The following is a 21,475-nucleotide window of genomic DNA, read 5'->3' as shown; positions in this document are numbered from 1 at the left end:
CCATGGATGGCCGATGGCGGCGGGCCCACGGAGCAGGACCGGAGCGAGGGAACCCTGAGCCTAAGCGAAGGGCCGTACGCCAGGGGCAAGAGCCCTTGGTTACTTGGGGCTCTTCCAAGTGACTCGCCGTAAGGGCGAAACCATAAGCCGCCGTTACCGAAGAAACGGATATGCACCCAAAACACATCACCCCAAAAGCATCGCCAACCGCGCAGCCAACGCCTTGGCCTGACTCGCCACATCAGTCACCGCCGTACTCTCCCACCACATCCCACGCAACGGCGGCCCCATCGCAAACAACCGACCGGCAACCTGCCCATCCGCCCCCAGCACCGCGCCATCAACCGCCGCCGCAATCCCCAACGCCAACGGCCCCGGCTGAATCAGCCCACGCGCCAGCAATTGCTGCGGCAACGGCCGGGCAACCCGGCGCCAGTCATATTCGATGCCGCTGGAATTGATCAACGCCGCCCCATTCACCACGGTCGTACCTGTCTCGCCACGACGACGAATGCGGATACTGACCCCTCCGCCCGAAGACGGCTCAAGCCCCTTGAATGACGCCGCCTGAATCCGCAAACGCCCTTCACCGTGCAGCCGCGCCACCAGCTCGGCGCTCAACGGCGGGGAGCGATGGTGATGGCTTTCCCACCAGGGCCGCACATGCCGCACGAACTGCCGACGCTGCACGTCCGTCGCCTGACTCCACAACCGGCCGATGTGCGCCCGCACGGTATCGAGCGGCGCTTGCCAGTCGATACCTTGGGCGATCGCGTCCCGGCAATGCCTGCGCAGTTCGTGCACCAGTTGGCGCGGCGTACGAATGCTCGGATCCGCAGCCAGAAAATCCACCCAGGCAGGCGGTTGTCGGCGTACGTGGGGCAGCAGGCCATGCCGGGAAAACACTTCGATTGGCCCGCGATGCCCGGCCTGTTCCAGGGACACCACGGCATCGACCATGGTCAGGCCCGAGCCGATGATCAGCACCGTCGACTGCGGATCGAGTTGGCGCATGGCGCTGACATCCCAGGGATCGAGCGCCGCCGCGTTCAAACCGCTGGACTCGGTTTGTGGCGTGCGCGCGGCCGGGAACATCCCCGTGGCGAGTACCGCCACTGCACCTTGCAGACGTTGCCCGTCGCTCAACGTCAGCAGCACCGAATCAGCCCCGGATTGCAGGTCAACCACTTCTGCCCGCACATGCTCCATCGTTGAACCGTTCAACGCGCCGGCTGCTTGCGCTTCAGCCAGTCGCTGCTGTACGTACAAGCCGAACATCCCCCGAGGCGGGAACAGTTCACTGACCGGCACATGCTGCTCGTCAGACTCCGGCCAACCGCCGGCCGCGATGTACGCGATGAGCCATTGGGTCAGGTCGTCGGCGTCATCCGGGTTGACGCTCATGCGCGCCGCGTTGCCGTTGAGCGTGTGGCCCAACTCGACTGCGCTGTACGCCTCGCCCCGGCCGAGTTCGGCGCGGGGTTCGATCACCAGCACCGAACGTTTGCCGGGCAAACGCAACAATTGCGCCGCCAGCATCGCGCCGCTGAGACCACCGCCGATGATCAGGATGTCCGATTGACGGATGGCGGGAGTCGCCTGTCCGTGTTGGGTTTCAATCATGCCGTTCTCACTGATCCGTGTTTACCTGCGTAGAAGTCGCAAATGAGCGGGCGCCGATTCCGACCTTCCTCTGGACGATAATAAGCGCCAACCCCCTGAGGGTTCATCAAGCAATACCAAAGTGCGGTGCATTTTTCGCCGCCTGCTCATGCAGCGCCGCCAGATCCCTATAACCCGCCCCCGGATGAATGTCCGGCAGCAGTGGCCCTTCGCCGAACAACTTCTCGCGCAAAGTGCCCTTCGCGTATTCGGTCTTGTACACCCCACGCTTCTGCAACTCTGGCACCAGCAATTCCACGGCGTCGATGAAGGTTTCGTGGGTCAGCGCGTAGGCCAGGTTGAAGCCATCGACGTCGGTCTCTTCGACCCACTCCTGAAGCAGATCAGCGACGGTTTCCGGGCTGCCGACAAACAACGGCCCGAAACCGCCAATGCCCACCCAGTCGGCCAGTTCGTTAGGGGTCCAGACCTTGTTCGGGTCGGCCGTGGAAAACGCCTCGACCGCCGACTGAATCGCGTTGGTGTGCACGTGCTTGAGCGGTTCGTCCGGCTTGAACTGACTGAAATCAATCCCGGTCCAGCCCGAAATCAACGCCATCGCGCCCTCGTAGCTGACCCAGGTTTTGTATTCCTCAAACTTGGCTTTGGCCTTGGCGTCCGTCTCGCCGAGGATCACAGTTTGCAGGTTGAAGATCAGCACTTTCGACGGATCGCGCCCGGCCTCGGCGGCCCGTCGACGGATGTCCGCGACTGTCTTCTTGAGCAAGACTTTCGATGGCGCGGCAACGAACACGCACTCGGCATGTTCAGCGGCAAACTGCTTGCCGCGACTCGATGCACCGGCCTGATACAGCACCGGGGTGCGTTGTGGCGAGGGTTCGCAGAGGTGAATGCCCGGCACCTGAAAGTGTTTGCCAACGTGCCGAATCTCGTGAATTTTGCTCGGGTCGCTGAAGATCCGGCGCTCGCGATCCCGCAGGATGGCGCCCTCTTCCCAGCTGCCTTCCCAGAGTTTGTAGCAAACCTCCAGGTACTCTTCGGCGAAGTCGTAGCGAGCGTCATGTTCGGTCTGGTTTTTCTGGCCGAGGTTCTTCGCGCCGCTTTCCAGATAAGACGTAACGATGTTCCAGCCGGCGCGGCCCTTGGTCAGGTGATCGAGGGTCGACAGGCGTCGGGCGAACGGGTACGGGTGCTCGAAGGACAGCGACGCGGTGAGGCCAAACCCCAGGTGCTCGGTAACCAGCGCCATCGGCGGGATCAGTTGCAGCGGATCATTGACCGGCACCTGCGCGGCTTGGCGGATGGCCGCGTCACCGTTGCCGTTGTAGACGTCGTAGATGCCCAGTACATCGGCAATGAACAGGCCATCGAACTTGCCGCGCTCGAGAATTTTCGCCAGGTCGGTCCAGTATTCCAGGTCCTTGTACTGCCAGGAGCGATCCCGTGGATGTGCCCACAACCCCGGCGACTGGTGGCCGACGCAGTTCATGTCAAAAGCGTTAAGACGAATTTCACGGGCCATCGAACGGCTCTCCGAATTGAATACGTCTACGCTTTTGCAGGAGTCATGCCTGAATGATAAATACTTATATTTCAGCTACTTAACAAGTATTTGCAGAAAGACTTACAGCCTGGATAGCGCAAAGTGTCGATCTGCTGTTGATGGGCGAACAGTTAGATCACCACATTGCGCACGAACCGCACGGCCACCTCGCCATCATTGCGATAGGAATGCGGCTGGTTGCTGGCGAACATGAAAAACTCGCCGGCGCCGATGCGGTGCGGCACCTCGCCGACCATCAGGGTCAGGCAGCCTTCAAAGACGTAGAACTGTTCGTGCCAGCCGTCGGCGTCCGGTTCCGAGGGGTAATGTTCGCCAGGTTCGAGGCGCCATTCCCAGAGTTCGACTTCACGGGTGGCATTGGCCTTGGCCAGCAACACCGCCTTGCTGCCGGGAATCAAACCGGCCCAGGCCAGTTCGTTAATGCGGCTGTGGTCGCGGACATCGGGGGCCTGGATCAGGTCGCTGAACGCCACATCCAACGCCTCGGCCACACGGTCGAGGGTGGTCAGGCTGACGTTTTTTTCGCCGGCCTCGATGGCCACCAGCATCCGGCGGCTGACCCCGGACTTTTCGGCCAGCGCGATCTGGCTCATGTCGGCGGCATGGCGCAAGCGCCGGACGTTTTGACTGACGTGCTGGAGCACTGAAGCCCGTGGCGTGGAATCTTTGTGCACTATATTGCTCACTGAGTGGGGTTGGGCAGTATACTGCGCAACATTCGGCGCATTGTGCGTCCCCCTCAGGTAGCGCGCAAGGTTATGACGTCGGTGAACTCTCCCCAGGCTTCTTCCCGTTTTTCACGGTTCAGCAAGGCCGAGTGCGTGCTGGTGCTGATCACCATGGTCTGGGGTGGCACTTTTTTGCTGGTGCAGCACGCCATGACGGTCAGTGGGCCGATGTTTTTCGTCGGCCTGCGCTTCGCCGCCGCAGCGACCATCGTTGCCTTGTTCTCCTGGCGCAGCCTGCGGGAGTTGACCCTGTTCGAACTCAAGGCCGGGGCCTTTATCGGCGTGGCGATCATGCTCGGCTACGGCTTGCAGACCGTCGGTTTGCAGACCATTCCCAGCAGTCAATCGGCATTTATCACCGCGTTGTACGTACCCTTCGTGCCGCTGCTGCAGTGGCTGGTGCTGGGGCTCCGGCCCGGGTTGATGCCGAGCATCGGCATCATGCTGGCGTTTACCGGCTTGATGTTGTTGTCCGGGCCGGCCGGCGCATCGTTCAATTTCAGCCCCGGTGAAATCGCCACGTTGATCAGTGCGATTGCCATCGCGGCGGAGATCATCCTGATCAGCACCTATGCCGGCCAGGTCGATGTGCGGCGGGTGACGGTTGTGCAATTGGCAACGACGTCGGTCCTGGCGTTTCTGATGGTGGTGCCGACGCAGGAAACGATTCCGGGCTTTTCCTGGTTCCTGCTGGGCAGCGCGCTGGGCCTCGGCGCGGCCAGCGCGGCGATTCAGGTGGCGATGAACTGGGCACAGAAGAGCGTTTCACCGACACGGGCGACGCTGATTTATGCCGGTGAGCCGGTGTGGGCGGGGATTGTTGGGCGGATCGCCGGGGAGCGGTTGCCGGCGATTGCGCTGGTCGGCGCAGGGATGATTGTGGCGGCGGTGATTGTCAGTGAGTTGAAGACCAAGGGTAAGGCTGCGACGGCGGCGCAGGAGTTGGAGCGGGAGACCCAAGGTTAAGCTTCGGGATCTGCGTTGTTTGAAACATAGCTTTCGCGGGCAAGTCGGGTCGCCGCACCTGCTGGAACCGACCTCCGAAACAATGTGAAGCAGGCTTTTTCCGTCTACCGTGTAGGATTCTGCGACAGCTTGCCGTTTGGTGATCCGGGGACTGGCACGTATGATGCTTCACAAACTTCCGCAGATTAGAAGCCTATGTCCCTGATAGTTCTACTGCTTCTGCCATTTATCGGCAGCTGTCTGGCCGCTGTGCTGCCACACAACGCGCGCAATACCGAATCACTCCTGGCTGGCCTGGTCGCCCTGATAGGCACCATTCAGGTCGCCCTCCTGTACCCGCAGATCGCCCATGGCGGCGTCATCCGCGAAGAATTCTTCTGGTTACCCAGCCTGGGCCTGAACTTCGTTCTGCGCATGGACGGCTTTGCCTGGCTGTTTTCGTTGCTGGTGCTGGGCATCGGCACGCTGGTCTCCTTGTACGCCCGCTACTACATGTCGCCCGACGATCCGGTGCCCCGGTTCTTCGCGTTTTTCCTGGCGTTCATGGGCGCTATGCTCGGGCTGGTGATCTCCGGCAACCTGATCCAGATCGTGTTTTTCTGGGAGCTGACCAGCCTCTTTTCATTCCTGTTGATCGGCTACTGGCACCACCGCGCCGACGCTCGACGCGGCGCCTACATGGCGCTGATGGTCACCGGCGCGGGCGGCCTGTGCTTGCTGGCGGGGGTCATGCTGCTTGGCCATGTGGTTGGCAGCTATGACCTGGACAAGGTCCTGGCCGCCGGCGACCTGATTCGCGCACATGCCCTCTACCCCATCCTGCTGCCCCTGATCCTGATCGGCGCGCTGAGCAAAAGCGCGCAATTCCCCTTTCATTTCTGGTTGCCCCACGCCATGGCGGCGCCGACACCGGTCTCGGCCTATCTGCACTCGGCGACCATGGTCAAGGCCGGGGTATTCCTGCTCGCGCGGCTGTGGCCGTCGCTGTCCGGCAGTGAAGAATGGTTCTACATCGTCAGTGGTGCCGGCGCCTGCACCCTGTTGCTCGGCGCGTACTGCGCGATGTTCCAGAATGACCTCAAAGGCCTGCTGGCCTACTCGACCATCAGCCACCTGGGCCTGATCACCCTGCTGCTGGGCCTGAACAGCCCGCTGGCCGCCGTCGCCGCGGTGTTCCACATTCTCAACCACGCCACCTTCAAGGCCTCTCTGTTCATGGCCGCCGGCATCATCGACCACGAGAGCGGCACCCGCGACATTCGCCGGCTCAGCGGCCTGATCAAGCTGATTCCGTTCACCGCCACGCTGGCCATGGTCGCCAGCGCCTCCATGGCCGGTGTGCCGTTGCTCAACGGCTTCCTCTCAAAAGAGATGTTCTTCGCCGAAACCGTGTTCATCAACGCCACAGCGTGGATCGAGCTGAGCCTGCCGATCATCGCGACCATCGCCGGCACCTTCAGCGTCGCGTATTCCCTGCGCTTTACCGTCGACGTGTTCTTCGGCCCGACCGCCACCGATCTGCCGCACACCCCGCACGAACCGCCGCGCTGGATGCGCGCGCCAGTGGAATTGCTGGTGTTCACCTGCCTGATCGTGGGGATTTTCCCCGCGCAAGTCGTCGGCTCGCTGCTCGCCGCCGCCGCGCTGCCAGTGGTGGGTGGCACGCTGCCTGAATACAGCCTGGCGATCTGGCACGGCTGGAACGCGCCGATGATCATGAGCTTGATCGCCATGTCCGGCGGCATCGTGCTGTATCTGCTGCTGCGCAATCAGTTCAAACGCGGACGCTTCAAATACCCGCCGATCATTGGTCTGCTCAACGGCAAGCGTCTGTTCGAGCGCAGCCTGGTGATCATGATGCGCCTGTCCCGTCGCCTGGAACGTCGGATCGGCACCAAGCGCCTGCAAACCCAGTTGTTCCTGATGGTCTTCGCGGCCGTGCTCGCCGGGTTGATCCCGATGCTCCACAGCAGCCTGAGCTGGGGCGATCGGCCGAAGATTCCGGGCTCGATTGTCTTCGTGATTCTCTGGTTGCTGGCGATTGCCTGTGCCCTGGGCGCGGCGTGGCAAGCCAAGTATCACCGGCTCGCGGCCCTGACCATGGTCAGCGTCTGCGGCCTGATGACCTGCATTACCTTCGTGTGGTTCTCCGCGCCAGACCTGGCCTTGACGCAACTGGTGGTCGAAGTGGTGACCACGGTGCTGATCCTGTTGGGCCTGCGCTGGCTGCCCCGGCGGATCGAAGAAGTGTCGCCGCTGCCGAGCAGCCTGCGCCGGGCGCGCATCCGGCGTATCCGCGACTTGCTGTTGTCGACCCTGGTCGGCGGCGGCATGGCGCTGCTGTCCTACGCCATGCTGACGCGCCAGACGCCGAACGATATCTCGTCGTTCTACCTCAGTCGCGCCCTGCCGGAAGGCGGCGGCAGCAACGTGGTCAACGTGATGTTGGTGGACTTCCGGGGCTTCGACACCCTGGGAGAAATCACCGTGCTGGTTGCGGTGGCCTTGACCGTGTTCGCCTTGCTGCGGCGCTTCCGTCCTCCGAAAGAAAGCCTGCAACTGCCCGCCCAACAACGATTGCTCGCGCCGGACGTGGTCACCGACCTGGTCAACCCGCGCCACGCCAGCGACACCGCGCTCGGCTTCATGATGGTGCCGGCCGTGCTGGTGCGACTGCTGCTGCCGATTGCGTTTGTGGTCTCGGTCTACCTGTTCATGCGCGGCCACAACCAACCGGGTGGCGGTTTCGTCGCCGGGCTGGTGATGTCCGTGGCGTTCATCCTGCAATACATGGTCGCCGGCACCCAATGGGTCGAGGCGCAAATGAGCCTGCGACCGCTGCGCTGGATGGGCACGGGCTTGCTGTTCGCCACCGTCACCGGGCTGGGAGCGATGCTGGTCGGTTATCCGTTCCTGACCACCCACACCTGGCATGTTGATCTGCCGGTGCTGGGGGACATCCACATTGCCAGTGCGCTGTTCTTCGACATCGGCGTCTATTCGGTGGTGGTGGGTTCCACGCTGCTGATCCTCACCGCCCTCGCCCACCAATCGGTTCGCGGCCACAAAACCGCTGCCCAGCCTAAACCCGTCGCCACGCAAGGAGCCGTCTGATGGAAGAAGTCATCGCAATCGCCATCGGCGTGCTCGCCGCGTCCGGCGTCTGGCTGATCCTGCGGCCACGGACTTTCCAGGTGGTCATGGGCCTGTGCCTGCTGTCTTACGGCGTCAACCTGTTCATCTTCAGCATGGGCAGCCTGTTCATCGGCAAGGAGCCGATCATCAAGGACGGTGTGCCCCAGGACTTGTTGCATTACACCGACCCACTGCCGCAGGCGTTGGTGCTGACCGCCATCGTCATCAGCTTCGCCATGACCGCGTTGTTCCTGGTGGTGTTGCTGGCATCGCGTGGCTTGACCGGGACCGACCACGTGGATGGCCGGGAGCCTAAAGAATGAATGCAATGACGCACCTGATCGCAGCGCCGATTCTGCTGCCCTTGCTGACCGCCGCGATCATGCTGATGCTCGGCGAACGACACCGCCCGCTCAAGGCCCGGATCAACCTGTTCTCCAGCCTTCTCGGCCTGGGGATTTCGGTGATGCTGCTGCAATGGACGCAAACCACCGGCGTGCCCGGCTCCATCGGCGTGTACTTGCCCGGTAACTGGCAAGTGCCATTCGGCCTGGTGCTGGTGGTCGATCGCCTGTCGGCGATGATGCTGGTCCTGACCGGCATCATCGGCGTCAGCGCCCTGCTGTTCGCCATGGCCCGCTGGGACGGTGCCGGCTCGAGTTTCCACGCGTTGTTTCAGATTCAGCTGATGGGCCTCTATGGGGCTTTCCTGACCGCCGACCTGTTCAACCTCTTCGTATTTTTCGAAGTGCTGCTGGCCGCCTCCTATGGCTTGATGCTGCATGGATCGGGTCGGGCGCGGGTGTCCTCGGGGCTGCATTACATCTCGATCAACCTGCTGGCCTCGTCGCTGTTCCTGATTGGCGCGGCGCTGATCTATGGCGTCACCGGCACGCTGAACATGGCCGACCTGGCACTGAAAATCCCGCTGGTGCCGGAAGCCGATCGCGGGCTGTTGCATGCTGGTGCGGGGATTCTCGCGGTGGCATTCCTGGCCAAGGCCGGGATGTGGCCGTTGAATTTCTGGCTGGTGCCGGCCTACTCCTCCGCCAGCGCACCGGTGGCGGCGATGTTCGCGATCATGACCAAAGTCGGCGTCTACACCTTTTTGCGGCTGTGGACGTTGCTGTTCTCCGGCCAGGCCGGCGCCTCGGCGTATTTCGGTGGCGACTGGCTGATCTACGGCGGCATGGCGACCATCGTTTGCGCCGCCGTGGCAATCCTCGCTGCGCAGCGACTGGAACGCATGGCCAGCCTGAGCATTCTGGTGTCGGCGGGGATTTTGCTGTCGGCCATCGGTTTCGCCCAGCCGAACCTTATCGGAGCGGCCTTGTTTTACCTCGTCAGCTCGACCCTGGCGTTGAGTGCGTTGTTCCTGCTGGCCGAGTTGATCGAGCGTTCGCGCACAGTCGGTGAACTGCCGCTGTTCGATGACGCCGACCTGTTGCCACGGGCAATGGAATCCACTCAACCCGTCAAAGGTTTCAACCTCGACGATGAACAGAAAGCCGTGGTGGGCCAGGTGATTCCCTGGACCATGGCGTTCCTCGGTTTGAGTTTCATTGCCTGCGCGCTGCTGATCATCGGCATGCCGCCGCTCTCTGGATTCATCGGCAAACTCGGCCTGCTCAGCGCCCTGCTCAACCCGCTGGGCCTGGGCAATGGCAGCGATCAGCCGGTATCTACAGCGGCATGGGGCCTGCTGGCGTTGTTGATTTTGTCCGGGCTGGCGTCGTTGATCGGCTTCTCGCGCCTGGGCATCCAGCGCTTCTGGACGCCGCAAGAGCGACCATCGCCGGTACTGCGACGCCTTGAATGCGTGCCCATCGTGGCGCTGTTGGGGCTGAGCATCGCGCTGACGTTCAAGGCCGAACCGCTGCTGCGCTATACGCAAGCGGCCGCCGATGCCTTGAATAACCCGCAGCAATACGTGATGGCTGTACTCGGCACGCGTGCCGTTCCCAGTCCTGAAGCCAGGTCCGCGATGCTGGAGGTGCAACCATGAAGCGTCTGTTTCCTGCGCCGTGGTTGTCGTTGGCGCTGTGGTTGTTATGGTTGGTACTGAACCTGTCGATGAGTCCCGGCAACCTGTTGCTGGGCGCGGTGCTGGGTTTCAGTGCGCCGCTGATGATGCGCAAGCTGCGACCCTTGCCGATCCGCATTCGTCGGCCCGGGGTGATCCTGCGTTTGTTCTTCCTCGTCGGACGCGATGTGCTGGCGTCCAACCTCGCCGTGGCCTGGGGCGTGCTCAACGCGGGTCGCCGTCCACCGCGCTCGCGGTTCATCAAAGTCCCGCTGGACTTGCGTGATGCCAACGGCCTGGCCGCACTGTCGATGATTTGTACGGTAGTGCCCGGCACCGTCTGGTCGGAACTGGCGCTGGACCGCAGCATCCTGCTGCTGCACGTCTTCGATCTGGATGACGAAGCCTCGTTTATCCAGCACTTCAAGGCCGCCTACGAACGCCCGCTGATGGAGATTTTCGAATGAGCGAGTTGTTGTCGAACGCGATCCTGCTGAGCCTGTTCATCTTTTCCCTGGCGATGATCCTGACCCTGATCCGCCTGTTCAAAGGCCCCTCGGCCCAGGATCGAGTACTGGCGCTGGACTATCTGTACATCATCGCAATGCTGATGATGCTGACGCTGGGCATTCGTTATGCCAGTGACACGTACTTCGAGGCGGCGCTGCTGATTGCGCTGTTCGGCTTCGTCGGCTCGTTTGCCCTGGCGAAGTTCCTGCTGCGCGGCGAGGTGATCGAATGAACACGCAATTGTCTTTGTGGATTGAAATTCCGGTGGTGGTCCTGCTGGTGCTCAGCAGCCTGTTTGCCCTGATCGGCGCCATTGGTCTGCTGCGGATGAAGGATTACTTCCAGCGCATGCACCCGCCGGCGCTGGCGTCGACATTGGGTGCATGGTGCGTGGCCCTGGCGTCGATCGTTTATTTTTCGGCGCTCAAGTCGGGGCCGGTGCTGCATGCCTGGCTGATACCGATTCTGTTGTCGATCACCGTGCCGGTGACCACATTGCTGCTGGCGCGGGCGGCGCTGTTCCGCAAGCGCATGGCCGGGGATGATGTGCCGGCTGAGGTGAGTAGCCGGCGTTCTGAGAGCGGGAGCTGAGTTCAGGTCCAGGCAACTGCCAACAACCCTGCTCCCAATACCACGCACAACGGCGAATAAGCCCAGGTATCCAGTCGGGCAAACTCCGAATCCTTGACCTGCTTGAAGAACCCCAACAGATTCGAGTCGCCGATCGCCCGGGCGAACATCAGGATCGCGATGGCGCTGATCACCCATTGCAGCGACCAGTGATGCACCGTGGGCAGATAGAGGCCGACTCGCAGGCACACCAGCATTGCTATCAGCAGCAGCCCCACCGCCACCAGCAACGTCGCAAAACCGGAAGGCTTGAACGCGGGCCGTGATTCGCCGCCGTCCTCCCCCGGCACACGCGGCACCGCTGCCTCGCTACCCAACTTGCCGCCCGCCGCCCAATACAAATGGACCAGGCTGATCAACAGGAAAATTGAAGCCATCCATTGCGCGACCATCAGGCTCATATTCAGGCACCTAGCGTGAAATATTGCAGGAGGATGAGTTTTCATCGAAGGCAGCCATCGATGAATTGAGGCTGCCCTGACACCGCACTACTTCAATTCGGCAGACACCTTGTCTGCCACCTCCTTGGGCACCCAGGCCTGCCACACGTCCGGGTGCGCTTTCATGAAAGCTTCTGCAGCCTGGCGCGGCGCGGTGTGTTTTTCGCTCATGTCGGCCAGCGCCTTGTTCAACGGATCAATCGGAAAATCGACCTTGCTGAAGAACTCGGCAATCTGCGGATATTGCTTCTGGAACGGCGTGGACACGCCAATGGACAGCTTGGACGCCAACGAGCGGGTCGGCTTCGGGTCCGGATTGTCGGCGTCAGTCAGGGTTTTCCAGGCTTCGGCGTCGAACGGCGGCTCTTCCAGCTGGATCAGTTTGAAACGACCGAGCAACGGCGTAGGCGACCAGTAATAGAACAGCACCGGTTTGCCGCGACGGATCGACGACGTGATCTCCGCGTCCAGCGCCGCCCCGGAACCACTGCGGAAATTCACGTAGTCGTCGTCCAGGCCATAGGCCTTGAGTTTCTGCTTGTTGACCACTTCGGAGGTCCAGCCAATCGGGCTGTTGAGGAAACGCCCCTTGCCCGGGCTTTCCGGGTCACTGAACACGCCCTTGTAGCGCGGCAGGTCGCTGACACTGCGCAGGTCCGGCGCCAACGGCTTGATGCCCTTGGCCGGGTCGCCCTTGATGACGTACTCCGGCACCCACCAGCCCTCGGTGGCGCCCTTGACGGTATCGCCCAGACTCACGACCTTGCCTTCGGCTTCTGCCTTGACCCACACCGGGCTGCGGCCGGCCCACTCTTCGCCAATGACCTGAATGTCATTGTTGGCCAGCGCGGTCTCCAGGGTGATGGTGGTGCCCGGCAAGGTATCGGTGGGCAGTCCGTAACCTTTCTCGACAATGATCCGCAGAACATCGGTGATCAGGCTGCCGCTTTCCCAGTTCAGGTCGGCGAAGTGGATGGGCGCCTGGGCCGCAAACACCGGTACGGGTGAAGCCAACAACCCGAACGCGGCCAGGGACGCGGCGAGCAACCGTCGAAATCCGTTCATGCTTTTGCACCTCGTGCTGTTCACAGCAATAGCAGGTTGGCCTGGCAGAAGACCGCAAGCCTCAAAATACTCAGTCCATTGACTGTAGTAGAGGTTCCTGCTTTCGAGGGGTGTCGATTAAATTTCGGAAAGATCCTGCAAGCCCGGAGCCATCACTCGCTGGCTTTGAATGTCACCAGTTCGCCCTTGCGCCACTTGGCGGCCTTGCCGGTTACGGCTTTCAGGGTCTTGGTCAGGCCTTCCTGCAATTGTTGGTGAGCGGCAAACACCATCACCACGCTATGGCCTTCCTTGAACACAATGCCGTGGCCATCGGCCGTGGTCACAAACGCGTAATCGCCCAATCCGTAAACCGTCAGCTTGATATCGCGGAACTTGATGTCCAGCTTGCCGCCTTCGCGACTGGGCAATACTGAAGCGCTGAAATGATCGCCAACCTTGAGCTTGAGTCCCGGCTTGTCGTCGACCACGAGGGCCGTTTCGGTGTCGAGTTCGGCAATGTAAATGCCTTCGGCATTCTGTTCGGTGATGTAAACGAAACGTGATTGAAACTGTTTAACCAGCTTTGCGCGCAAATCACCCAGCACGAACAAAGCATGCATATCGAGATTACTTACTGCCAAGGAAACATCCCCACATCTGAAAATGAGGCCGCACGCTGAAAAAGCTTGCGGCAGAAAAAATGGTCATAGGAAAAATCGTATCCAGCGGTCAGAGAAAACCGGACTACCAACTTTAGGGAAAAAACTCTTTTAAAAAAGCACTTTTCCGACATATCGCTCGCGAAAAATTGCTTTAGATGAACAGCCATCGCTGCGCAGTGACGGTGATTCTAGAGCAGCGATGCTCACTGAGACTACCCATAAGGACGTACACACGTCGGCAAAACAATGAAAAGGACTTCTTATGTGCACGCTTACACACTTTGCCACCCCTCAGGCACCGTACACAGACAGCTCGCAAGCCCAACACTCTCTGGTCTTTCAATCCCATGCGATTAATCTTGAGGCGCCCGCCGCGCCTCGGTTCCAGGTGATTCTCGCGGGTAATTGCTTCTTCCATATCAAGGAAATTTCCTCAGGCCGTGTAAGGGGTTTCCGCGGCAACCATAACGAAGCCTGCGCCCTTGCCCGAGCACTCGAATCACGCCGATGACGGGCCGACATTAACCACTTCAATAGACGTTTCGTCATGCCGGCGACTTAACTCAGCCGCCGGCAGGCAACAACTGCCATACTGCCCGCCCCATGAACCCGTCCCCACGGTGGCCGGCGTTCAATACAACAATACATTTCCAAGGGAAGGCTGTTACGTGACCGAATTTGATATCGGCGAGTTTTTTATCCGGGGCGAAGCCAGAGAGATTGATGGCGAATTCCAGGCAGTCATTGTCATGCGCGCCAAACCACCGCTGACCACCGTGACCTATCACCAGGTCGAAAAGGATCGCTGGTTCAAGACGTCGGACGTTGCGCTCATCGCGGCACTGGAATCTGCGAAGGCGCTGAAACTTGCCGTCGATGAAGGCGCATTGAAATCCTGACGATCCGGTTTGCGGACTATGCTCATTCCTGCTTTTGCACATCGCTTTCGAACTCCTGACGCGCGGCTACCTCAGATGCAATGAAGCCGCACTCAGACCTCGCACGCAACGCGACACGCAAGGAGATGAAAAATGGAAGCACCGACACATGACTTGAAGGGTTTGTTCGACCAACTCGGCCTGGACTCCAACCAGAAGGCCATCGACGATTTTATCGCTCGCCACTCACCCCTGGCGGACAACAAGAAACTCATCGACGCCGAATTCTGGACGCCACAACAGGCTGGCTTCCTGAAAGAACAGCTGCGTGAAGATGCCGATTGGGCGCGGGTGGTCGATGACCTGAATCTGCGTATGCATCAGGTGCACTAATCCATATCTTTGAGTTAACGAAAAATTCTGTGGTGAGGGAGCTTGCTCCCGTTGGACTGCGCAGCAGGCCTTCTTTTGGGGCCGCTGCGCGGCCCAGCGGGAGCAAGCTCCCTCGCCACAGTTCGTGTGTGGCTCTAGCGCGGTTTTTGCGGTTTATAACCCAACCGCAAGCCACCCCAATGACGCCCCTTGAGCATGATTGGCACCGAAAGATCGTGCATCAGCTCACCGGTGTCGCGGGTATAGGTTTGCAACAGCACTGCCTGTTGATGGCTGCCACAGCGGATGCCGGTGCGATCGGCGAATTTGCGTTTGGTGCGATTCTGCAAAGTATCGACTTGCGCATCCCCGGTCAGCGGCTGACAGAACACAGTGTTATGCGTCGGCACATAACCCTGCTGCGTACAGGCAATGGCGAACACCAGCCCTTCATGACGAGGCAATAACGGTTCCTGGATCGCCGGCAGGACCTGGTCGGTGTAGCGGTCGAACCGGGTCTGGAACTTCGCCGGGCTGGTGTTAGGAATGGTCTGGTAATTGCGGTCGAACAGGTCATCAAGGCTGATACGGCCCTGGTCGATATCCGCTTCGAAACGCGCCGCTATCTGACTCGCGCCTTCGCGGGCCAGGTCATAAATCCGCTGGTGATAGTCATCCAGTCCCACTTCGGCCAGGCGCTCGCTGATGGTTTCCGCCTGCCCTTCCATCTGTACGGCGGCCTGAGCCAGGCGCTGCGTCTGTTGATCACTGATCGCCAGGTCGCTGCGCATCTGCTCGATGGCATGAAACAGGCTGTCGAGCTGCCCGCGATTGGTGTTCGCGCCTCGCTCGATTTCTCCGACCTGGCGTTCGACCCCTGCCGTCAGGCGCGCAATGTTTTCCAGGTGCTGCCCCGTGTGCTCGACTTGCTTGACGCCGGTGTCGAGGTCACTGGATAGCCCACGAATCTGCTCCACCACTTGCGCCGTGCGCTGCTGGATGTCGGCGACCATCTCCCCGACTTCGCCGGTGGCCGACGCCGTGCGCGCCGCCAGCCCCCGAACCTCATCGGCCACCACCGCAAAGCCGCGACCGTGCTCACCGGCGCGGGCCGCTTCGATCGCCGCGTTCAAGGCCAGCAGGTTGGTCTGGCTGGCGATGGACTGAATCACCAGGGTGACCCGCTGGATATCGTCACTGCGCAGGCTCAGGGCTTCGATCAGTTCGCGGCTGTTGCTGGCGCGCTGACTGAGCTGATGCATGCGGGCGATGGATTCGATCAACTCCGTGCGCCCTGCCGCGCTGCTCTCATGAGCCTCGCTGGCGGCACTCAGAGCGTCTCGACTGAGCGTCGAGGTGGCTTGCTCGGTGGCGATCATCACTTCGGCGTTGCTGACAATCTGCGCGGCGGCTCGAAGTTGCGATTGCAGCTTGTCCGCCAGTTGCTTGACCGAGAAGGCCACGCCGGCGGCAGACAAGGCGTTATGACTGGTGGTGTAGGAAAGATCGCGAGTCAATGTGCCGATGGTGTCCGCCTTGTCTGCACCGTTTACCTCAGCAACCGCGCGCGAGCGCAGGCGCGGCAGCCAGATAATCAGCACGGCCAGTGGCAAACCCAGGTACAACGCCCAACCACCCGGCGTGGTGCCACACAGCAAGAGCATCAAGGCGATGCTTTGCAGGGTCGGCGTCAGCCAAAGGTTTTTCGGTACCTGAACGGGCACAGACACCGCCCCGGCCGAAGATCCGTCTCGCGTCATTTTTATCACCCCACGTACCTTCTAATTGTTGTCTCCGCGTTGTACGCCACTATCGGGCCATTATCCATGGTCCATTAGTCGTGGGTATTGCAGCGGATCAATAGAAGTTTTTCGCAGACGACAAAAAGCATCGCGGGCAAGCCTCACTCCTACAGGAGAAGGCTTGCCCGCGATGCTTGGGGCGCTACGAAATCAGGCCTGACGCTGGTGCTTGTCGATCTGTTCGTGACGCTCTTGGGCTTCGATGCAGTACTTGGTGGTCGGGCTGATCAGCAGGCGTTTCAGGCCGATGGCCTCGCCGCTGTCGTCGCACCAGCCGAAGCTGTCTTCTTTGATGCGTTCCAGCGCCTGTTCCAACTGAGGCAGCATGCGCTGGTCGCGATCGATCGCGTTCACCAGCCAGGTGCGCTCTTCTTCGACAGAAGCAGCGTCAGCCGGATCGGCCGGGGTGTCCAGGCTTTCGATGGCGATGCGGTTCTGTTCGATGCGCTCATGGGTTTCGACTTTCATGTTCTGCAACAGCTCGGAGAAAAAAGCATGTTGCTCGGCATTCATGTAGTCATCCGCCGGCATGGCCAGCAACTTGTCCTTTGTCATTGATATCTCTATAAAAAAACGTGCATTAAGGCGAATTAGGGAGCGTTCCGGCAGACCTGGGTCGATCAGCGGAAAGGCGCCGTTTATTCCAAGCGCCACCCGGCACTCAATTTACGAGGGGCGGCAGTCTAAGGCCGACTTGAGGCCTCAGCAACTGAAAAGACAGCGAATTTGTCCGACAAGGCCCGGAAAATGCTCTATGGCAGCCTTTGTGGCGGTTATCGGAGTGCGTTTATAGCAAGAAATTCAATCAAGCGGCTGTATATAGAAGACAAACGGCCGGGCAAGGCAGGTGAACTGGCCCAACCTGAGCTAAGGTTGACCGTCCCGAAATCGCCAACGCAAGGAGATGTAAATGAAGCTGATCGGCATGCTGGACTCGCCCTATGTGCGGCGCGTCGCCATTTCCGCCAAATACCTTGGTATCCCGCTGGAGCATCAGTCGGTGTCGGTGTTTCGGCATTTCGAACAGTTCCAGCAGATCAACCCGTTGGTCAAGGCCCCAACGCTGGTGCTGGATGACGGTGAGGTGTTGATCGATTCGACCCTGATCATTGATTACCTCGAAGCCCTCGCCGGGCCGGGTAAAAGTCTGATGCCCGCCGCGCTCGATCAGCGACTGCGCTCATTGCGCCTGATTGGCCTGGCCCTGGCGGCGTGCGAAAAATCCGTGCAGCTTTATTACGAGCGCAACCTGCGCCCGGCGCACATTCAATTCGAACCCTGGGTAGAGCGGGTGGAAAGCCAATTGGCGGCAGCGTATTCGGCGCTGGAGCGGGAGCTGCAAAAGCAGCCGCTGAAGACCGATGGCTCGCTGGACCAGGATGGCATTACGTTAGCGGTGGCCTGGAGCTTTACCAACCTGGTGGTGCCGGATCAGGTCGACGCCGGGCAGTTTCCACGGATCAGTGCGTTTACCGAATATGCCGAGGGGCTTGAGGCGTTTATCAGTACGCCGCTCGAGTAGGCCCCCCCCATAAAAAAGCCGCTTCCACCCAAGGCAGAAGCGGCAGAGGCATCAGCCTCGGACAATCAATGCATGAACAGCGCGATCAGGATGATGATCGGGATCGGTACGCCGAGAAAAAACAACAGTAATGAGCGCATGAGAATTCTCCTGGGTTAACGAATAGGGGCTGTAGTGACATAGGTGTCGGTTTCGACGTACACCACTGCGTCCCGACGACGACCACCAAAGGTTGCAGCAAAGCTGGCGAAGAACGCGCCGATCAACAGTGCAACGAACATCCACAACGCCGTCATGGCCGCCACTTTCGCAGCGGTGTCAGCAGCCTGTTTGGCGGCTACCTTGGCGTCTTCCACGGCTTTGTGAGCCTTGGCATACACTTCATCGACCCGACGCTCGGCATCCGCCTGAGTCAGGTTGGTGCGTTGGGCCACCAATTGCGCGAGGTAGGTCCGATCTTCGGCAGCCAGTTGGCCGTCGTTGCTCAAGCTGCGCACGAAGATGCGGGTGACGGTGCTACGAGCGGCGTCATCGCTGACGGCAGCCGGGCGATCGTCACGGAACAGACTGTCCACGAAGTAACCGTATTGGTCGCTGTCGGTATTGGCGGCCGCTGTGCCAGCCGCTTGAGTCGCGACACTGGCGGCGCCACCGACAACATTCGCACCGGCCTGCACACCGCCGCTGACAACGCTGCTGACCGAACCGACCACCAGGGTCGCGGTCACCAACGTCGCCACACACCAGGCCAGGAAGCCATGGGCCGTGTCACGGAAGTAGACTTCATCGCCATGCATGTTCGCCCACTTCACCCGCAGGCGGCCGGCAATATAGCCACCGAGCCCGGACGCTACGATCTGGGTGACGGCAAGCCACACGATAGTTGAAATGCCCAGACCCTTGGCGCTCACGCCTTCATGGGCCCAGGGGGATACCGCGGAAAAACCCAGCCCGAAACCGAGCAGCACCAGGATCAGCGACAACGCCGCTGCCGCAGCGGCACCGGCGAAAATCGCACCCCAGGAAACGCCCGACAGCGTGGTTGATTCTTCTGCGGCAGGATAGAAACCATCAGAGGATCTATTCATTGTTATGGCGCTCCAGGCAGGAAAAATAATGTTACAACTCGTCGTGAGATGAATTGCAGTCAACGTGCCAGTCACCCATTTTAAATAAATAGCTATTTTTCAATGATTTATAAGTTTTGAACTTCCGAGGGTCTTGCAATTTGCAAGGAACAGGCAATTTCAGCGGGTTTTATGCACTGATCAGAAATGAGCCTTTCGATGAAGTTTTATTTAGAAAGCCTGCGATCATTTATTGGCAAAATACCGCCTCGTTGTGAACTCCTAATCAGGCCAGCCCTATGACCCGCATCTTGACCATCGAAGACGACGCCGTGACCGCCCGGGAAATTGTCGCCGAACTGAGCAGCCACGGCCTCGACGTCGATTGGGTCGACAATGGCCGCGAAGGCCTCGAACGTGCGGTCAGCGGCAACTATGACTTGATCACCCTCGACCGCATGTTGCCCGAGCTCGATGGCCTGGCGATTGTCACCACGCTGCGGACCATGGGCGTGGCCACGCCGATCCTGATGATCAGCGCCCTCTCCGATGTCGATGAGCGGGTGCGCGGGTTGCGCGCAGGGGGAGACGATTACCTGACCAAGCCGTTTGCCACCGATGAAATGGCCGCCCGTGTCGAAGTGCTGTTGCGCCGTCAGAACACCGTGACTGCCAAGGCCACCACGCTTCGAGTGGCGGACCTGGAGCTGAACCTGATCAGCCACGAAGCCAGCCGCGATGGCCAGCTGCTGACGCTTTTGCCCACCGAGTACAAGCTGCTGGAATTCCTGATGCGCAACACCGGGCAGATTCTGTCGCGGATGATGATTTTCGAAGAGGTCTGGGGCTACCACTTCGATCCCGGCACCAACTTGATCGATGTGCACATCGGCCGGTTGCGCAAGAAGATCGACCCGCCTGGCAATGTCCCATTGATTCGGACCGTGCGAGGCTCGGGTTATGTCATTGCTGAACCCGTCTAAAGGCTGGCGTTCCTCCAGTAGCCGCCTGCTCGCGCTCTACAGCTCGCTGTTCGTGGTCTGGAGCGGGATTCTCATGGGGGTCATGTATTACGAGGTGTCCGATTACCTGGACAACCTGGCCAAGCACTCGCTGATGCAACGTCAGCATTTGTTTTCGCGCTTCCAGGGTGAACAACTGGTGGACGCCCTCGCCGTCAGCATGACCTTCGACATTCGCGGTATCGACGCCTATGGCTTGTTCGATCACCAGCACCGCTACCTCAGCGGCGCCTTGCGCCAAATCCCCAAAGGCCTGCCGCTGGACGGCAAGATCCACATGCTCAGCGACTGCGCCGACTCCGACGATCCGACCCTGCCCGCCGACAGCTGCGACGCGGTCGCGACCCAGACCAGGGACGGGCGCTGGCTGGTGCTGGTACGGGACAACGGTTCGTTGTTTGCCGTGACGCGGATCATCCTCCACGCGTTGTTCTGGGGCGTGACCTTGACCATCGTGCCGGGCATCGTCGGTTGGCACTTGTTGCGCCGCCGCCCCCTGCGGCGAATTCGCCAGATCCAGGCCAGCGCCGAAGCCATCGTCGCCGGCGACCTGACCAAACGCCTGCCGCTGTCCAATCGCCGCGACGAGCTGGACATGCTTGCCGCCATTGTCAACGCGATGCTCGAACGCATCGAGCGCTTGATGAACGAGGTCAAGGGTGTGTGCGACAACATCGCCCATGACTTGCGCACACCGCTGACCCGCTTGCGGGCGCAGCTGTACCGGATCCAGCAACAGGCAGACGAGGGCTCGACGCTGGCCGTTCAACTGGATTCGGTGCTCGGTGAAGCGGATACGTTGATGGCGCGTTTTCGCGGACTGCTGCGGATTTCCGAACTGGAGGATCGTCAGCGGCGTTCCGGTTTTGTACAGCTCGATCCCGTGCCGTTGTTGCAGGAACTGCACGACTTTTATCTGCCACTGGCGGAAGAAGGCGAACTGCTGTTCACGCTGCAGCTGCCGGCCTCGTTACCGATGTTGAATGGCGACCGGGCGTTGTTATTCGAAGCGGTGGCCAACCTGTTGAGCAACTCGATCAAATTCACACCCGCCGGTGGCGAGGTGATTTTGCGTGGGGTCAGCGAGGGCGGATCGACGCGTATTGAAGTGCTGGATTCAGGTCCCGGCATACCGATGGACGAGCGCGAGGCGGTGTTCAGGCGTTTCTACCGTGCCGAGGGTGGCAATCAGAAAAGCGGGTTCGGGTTGGGGTTGTCGATCGTTGCGGCGATTGTCAGCCTGCATGGGTTTTCACTTGAAGTGGGCGAAAGCGAACTGGGCGGCGCGCGGTTGGTGCTGGACTGTCGGCAAAGTTTGATTGCCCAGACATAAACTCAACAGCAATCTCTGTAGCAGCTGTCGAGCGACGTTCGGCTGTAGCAGCTGTCGAGCTTGCGAGGCTGCGTTCGGCTGCGCAGCAGTCGTAAAATCAGGCAGCGCGGTTCGTCAGTCGGACCGCGTGTTCAGGTTTTACGACTGCTGC

General features: G+C 60.5%; 22 protein-coding genes. 13 read left to right on the top strand and 9 right to left on the bottom strand.

What is annotated here, in order from left to right; genetic code table 11:
• Positions 1-186 precede the first annotated feature (186 nt).
• The 3 genes from EJA72_RS24730 to EJA72_RS24720 form a co-directional block, all read right to left on the bottom strand.
• Entirely contained in the window at positions 187-1,623 is a 1,437-nt protein-coding gene (locus EJA72_RS24730) for an FAD/NAD(P)-binding protein (RefSeq protein ID WP_157714516.1), read from the bottom strand.
• A gap of 106 nt (positions 1,624-1,729) precedes the next feature.
• Positions 1,730-3,145 carry an LLM class flavin-dependent oxidoreductase gene (locus EJA72_RS24725; protein ID WP_157714515.1) on the bottom strand — a complete coding sequence of 472 codons (1,416 nt, stop codon included), beginning with the start codon at positions 3,143-3,145 and terminating at the stop codon, positions 1,730-1,732.
• A 152-nt stretch (positions 3,146-3,297) separates the two neighbouring features.
• Complete coding sequence (locus EJA72_RS24720) at positions 3,298-3,861, bottom strand: XRE family transcriptional regulator (protein WP_178129566.1); 564 nt, start codon at positions 3,859-3,861, stop codon at positions 3,298-3,300.
• 15 nt (positions 3,862-3,876) lie between these two features.
• On the opposite strand from EJA72_RS24720, the gene EJA72_RS24715 reads away from it, so the two are divergent.
• The 7 genes from EJA72_RS24715 (at position 3,877) to EJA72_RS24685 (ending at position 11,140) form a co-directional block, all read left to right on the top strand.
• Positions 3,877-4,881, top strand: a complete 1,005-nt coding sequence (locus EJA72_RS24715) for a DMT family transporter (RefSeq protein WP_178129565.1) — start codon at positions 3,877-3,879, stop codon at positions 4,879-4,881.
• Positions 4,882-5,076: 195 nt separating this feature from the next.
• On the top strand, positions 5,077-7,995 hold the full coding sequence (locus EJA72_RS24710) for a monovalent cation/H+ antiporter subunit A (RefSeq protein ID WP_157714513.1): 2,919 nt from the start codon (positions 5,077-5,079) through the stop codon (positions 7,993-7,995).
• Positions 7,995-8,339: a Na+/H+ antiporter subunit C gene (locus tag EJA72_RS24705; protein WP_007986256.1), complete on the top strand. Its 345-nt coding sequence runs from the start codon at positions 7,995-7,997 to the stop codon at positions 8,337-8,339. Before EJA72_RS24710 ends, EJA72_RS24705 begins: the two co-directional genes overlap by 1 nt.
• Positions 8,336-10,021 carry a monovalent cation/H+ antiporter subunit D gene (locus EJA72_RS24700; protein WP_157714512.1) on the top strand — a complete coding sequence of 562 codons (1,686 nt, stop codon included), beginning with the start codon at positions 8,336-8,338 and terminating at the stop codon, positions 10,019-10,021. Before EJA72_RS24705 ends, EJA72_RS24700 begins: the two co-directional genes overlap by 4 nt.
• On the top strand, positions 10,018-10,506 hold the full coding sequence (locus tag EJA72_RS24695) for a Na+/H+ antiporter subunit E (RefSeq protein WP_157714511.1): 489 nt from the start codon (positions 10,018-10,020) through the stop codon (positions 10,504-10,506). Before EJA72_RS24700 ends, EJA72_RS24695 begins: the two co-directional genes overlap by 4 nt.
• Positions 10,503-10,781 (top strand): K+/H+ antiporter subunit F, encoded by a 279-nt coding sequence (locus EJA72_RS24690; protein ID WP_157714510.1) that lies wholly within the window; start codon positions 10,503-10,505, stop codon positions 10,779-10,781. Before EJA72_RS24695 ends, EJA72_RS24690 begins: the two co-directional genes overlap by 4 nt.
• The gene (locus EJA72_RS24685; protein WP_157714509.1) at positions 10,778-11,140 is read left to right on the top strand and encodes a Na+/H+ antiporter subunit G; all 363 of its coding nucleotides are present in this window, start codon (positions 10,778-10,780) and stop codon (positions 11,138-11,140) included. Before EJA72_RS24690 ends, EJA72_RS24685 begins: the two co-directional genes overlap by 4 nt.
• 2 nt (positions 11,141-11,142) lie before the next feature.
• Here the strand turns inward: EJA72_RS24685 and EJA72_RS24680 are convergent, their stop codons facing one another.
• The 3 genes from EJA72_RS24680 to EJA72_RS24670 form a co-directional block, all read right to left on the bottom strand.
• On the bottom strand, positions 11,143-11,580 hold the full coding sequence (locus EJA72_RS24680; protein ID WP_157714508.1) for a DUF3995 domain-containing protein: 438 nt from the start codon (positions 11,578-11,580) through the stop codon (positions 11,143-11,145).
• Positions 11,581-11,667: 87 nt separating this feature from the next.
• Entirely contained in the window at positions 11,668-12,684 is a 1,017-nt protein-coding gene (locus tag EJA72_RS24675) for an ABC transporter substrate-binding protein (RefSeq protein WP_157714507.1), read from the bottom strand.
• 152 nt (positions 12,685-12,836) lie between these two features.
• The gene (locus EJA72_RS24670; RefSeq protein ID WP_157714506.1) at positions 12,837-13,307 is read right to left on the bottom strand and encodes a hypothetical protein; all 471 of its coding nucleotides are present in this window, start codon (positions 13,305-13,307) and stop codon (positions 12,837-12,839) included.
• 283 nt (positions 13,308-13,590) lie between these two features.
• Here EJA72_RS24670 and EJA72_RS29390 point away from each other — a divergent pair, with 283 nt between their 5' ends.
• The 3 genes from EJA72_RS29390 to EJA72_RS24660 all read left to right on the top strand — a co-directional run bounded on the left by EJA72_RS29390 (position 13,591) and on the right by EJA72_RS24660 (position 14,599).
• Positions 13,591-13,839 (top strand): hypothetical protein, encoded by a 249-nt coding sequence (locus EJA72_RS29390; RefSeq protein ID WP_256679759.1) that lies wholly within the window; start codon positions 13,591-13,593, stop codon positions 13,837-13,839.
• Between the two features lie 157 nt (positions 13,840-13,996).
• Positions 13,997-14,227 (top strand): hypothetical protein, encoded by a 231-nt coding sequence (locus EJA72_RS24665; RefSeq protein ID WP_178129564.1) that lies wholly within the window; start codon positions 13,997-13,999, stop codon positions 14,225-14,227.
• 132 nt (positions 14,228-14,359) lie between these two features.
• Positions 14,360-14,599, top strand: coding sequence for a DUF2789 domain-containing protein (locus tag EJA72_RS24660; RefSeq protein WP_157714505.1), 240 nt, complete (start codon positions 14,360-14,362; stop codon positions 14,597-14,599).
• 134 nt (positions 14,600-14,733) lie between these two features.
• Here EJA72_RS24660 and EJA72_RS24655 read toward each other — a convergent pair whose 3' ends face one another.
• Entirely contained in the window at positions 14,734-15,957 is a 1,224-nt protein-coding gene (locus EJA72_RS24655; protein WP_372240738.1) for a methyl-accepting chemotaxis protein, read from the bottom strand.
• 573 nt (positions 15,958-16,530) lie between these two features.
• Positions 16,531-16,935 carry a TraR/DksA family transcriptional regulator gene (locus tag EJA72_RS24650; RefSeq protein WP_007907888.1) on the bottom strand — a complete coding sequence of 135 codons (405 nt, stop codon included), beginning with the start codon at positions 16,933-16,935 and terminating at the stop codon, positions 16,531-16,533.
• Between the two features lie 355 nt (positions 16,936-17,290).
• On the opposite strand from EJA72_RS24650, the gene EJA72_RS24645 reads away from it, so the two are divergent.
• The gene (locus EJA72_RS24645; protein WP_157714503.1) at positions 17,291-17,902 is read left to right on the top strand and encodes a glutathione S-transferase; all 612 of its coding nucleotides are present in this window, start codon (positions 17,291-17,293) and stop codon (positions 17,900-17,902) included.
• Positions 17,903-18,057: 155 nt separating this feature from the next.
• Here the strand turns inward: EJA72_RS24645 and EJA72_RS24640 are convergent, their stop codons facing one another.
• Positions 18,058-18,990 carry a hypothetical protein gene (locus tag EJA72_RS24640; RefSeq protein ID WP_157714502.1) on the bottom strand — a complete coding sequence of 311 codons (933 nt, stop codon included), beginning with the start codon at positions 18,988-18,990 and terminating at the stop codon, positions 18,058-18,060.
• A 278-nt stretch (positions 18,991-19,268) separates the two neighbouring features.
• On the opposite strand from EJA72_RS24640, the gene EJA72_RS24635 reads away from it, so the two are divergent.
• Together EJA72_RS24635 and EJA72_RS24630 are read left to right on the top strand one after the other, a co-directional pair.
• Positions 19,269-19,952 (top strand): response regulator transcription factor, encoded by a 684-nt coding sequence (locus EJA72_RS24635; RefSeq protein ID WP_157714501.1) that lies wholly within the window; start codon positions 19,269-19,271, stop codon positions 19,950-19,952.
• Positions 19,930-21,324 carry a HAMP domain-containing sensor histidine kinase gene (locus EJA72_RS24630; protein WP_157714500.1) on the top strand — a complete coding sequence of 465 codons (1,395 nt, stop codon included), beginning with the start codon at positions 19,930-19,932 and terminating at the stop codon, positions 21,322-21,324. Before EJA72_RS24635 ends, EJA72_RS24630 begins: the two co-directional genes overlap by 23 nt.
• Positions 21,325-21,475: the final 151 nt, after the last annotated feature.

Origin of the sequence: Pseudomonas sp. PB120 (assembly GCF_009761815.1) — a bacterium.
Taxonomy (GTDB): Bacteria; Pseudomonadota; Gammaproteobacteria; order Pseudomonadales; family Pseudomonadaceae; genus Aquipseudomonas.
The sequence above is the reverse complement of the archived record's forward strand: the minus strand, read 5'-3'. Positions and strand labels throughout refer to the sequence as shown.

Bases quoted from the DNA above. Each gene is read 5' to 3' on its own strand.
- EJA72_RS24725 (WP_157714515.1), bottom strand. From the start codon at position 3,145: ATGGCCCGTGAAATTCGTCTTAACGCTTTTGACATGAACTGCGTCGGC.
- EJA72_RS24710 (WP_157714513.1), top strand. From the start codon at position 5,077: ATGTCCCTGATAGTTCTACTGCTTCTGCCATTTATCGGCAGCTGTCTG.
- EJA72_RS24640 (WP_157714502.1), bottom strand. From the start codon at position 18,990: ATGAATAGATCCTCTGATGGTTTCTATCCTGCCGCAGAAGAATCAACC.
- EJA72_RS24690 (WP_157714510.1), top strand. From the start codon at position 10,503: ATGAGCGAGTTGTTGTCGAACGCGATCCTGCTGAGCCTGTTCATCTTT.
- EJA72_RS24675 (WP_157714507.1), bottom strand. From the start codon at position 12,684: ATGAACGGATTTCGACGGTTGCTCGCCGCGTCCCTGGCCGCGTTCGGG.
- EJA72_RS24655 (WP_372240738.1), bottom strand. From the start codon at position 15,957: ATGATCGCCACCGAGCAAGCCACCTCGACGCTCAGTCGAGACGCTCTG.
- EJA72_RS24730 (WP_157714516.1), bottom strand. From the start codon at position 1,623: ATGATTGAAACCCAACACGGACAGGCGACTCCCGCCATCCGTCAATCG.
- EJA72_RS24635 (WP_157714501.1), top strand. From the start codon at position 19,269: ATGACCCGCATCTTGACCATCGAAGACGACGCCGTGACCGCCCGGGAA.
- EJA72_RS24660 (WP_157714505.1), top strand. From the start codon at position 14,360: ATGGAAGCACCGACACATGACTTGAAGGGTTTGTTCGACCAACTCGGC.
- EJA72_RS29390 (WP_256679759.1), top strand. From the start codon at position 13,591: ATGTGCACGCTTACACACTTTGCCACCCCTCAGGCACCGTACACAGAC.
- EJA72_RS24700 (WP_157714512.1), top strand. From the start codon at position 8,336: ATGAATGCAATGACGCACCTGATCGCAGCGCCGATTCTGCTGCCCTTG.
- EJA72_RS24705 (WP_007986256.1), top strand. From the start codon at position 7,995: ATGGAAGAAGTCATCGCAATCGCCATCGGCGTGCTCGCCGCGTCCGGC.
- EJA72_RS24695 (WP_157714511.1), top strand. From the start codon at position 10,018: ATGAAGCGTCTGTTTCCTGCGCCGTGGTTGTCGTTGGCGCTGTGGTTG.
- EJA72_RS24645 (WP_157714503.1), top strand. From the start codon at position 17,291: ATGAAGCTGATCGGCATGCTGGACTCGCCCTATGTGCGGCGCGTCGCC.
- EJA72_RS24650 (WP_007907888.1), bottom strand. From the start codon at position 16,935: ATGACAAAGGACAAGTTGCTGGCCATGCCGGCGGATGACTACATGAAT.
- EJA72_RS24630 (WP_157714500.1), top strand. From the start codon at position 19,930: ATGTCATTGCTGAACCCGTCTAAAGGCTGGCGTTCCTCCAGTAGCCGC.
- EJA72_RS24685 (WP_157714509.1), top strand. From the start codon at position 10,778: ATGAACACGCAATTGTCTTTGTGGATTGAAATTCCGGTGGTGGTCCTG.
- EJA72_RS24680 (WP_157714508.1), bottom strand. From the start codon at position 11,580: ATGAGCCTGATGGTCGCGCAATGGATGGCTTCAATTTTCCTGTTGATC.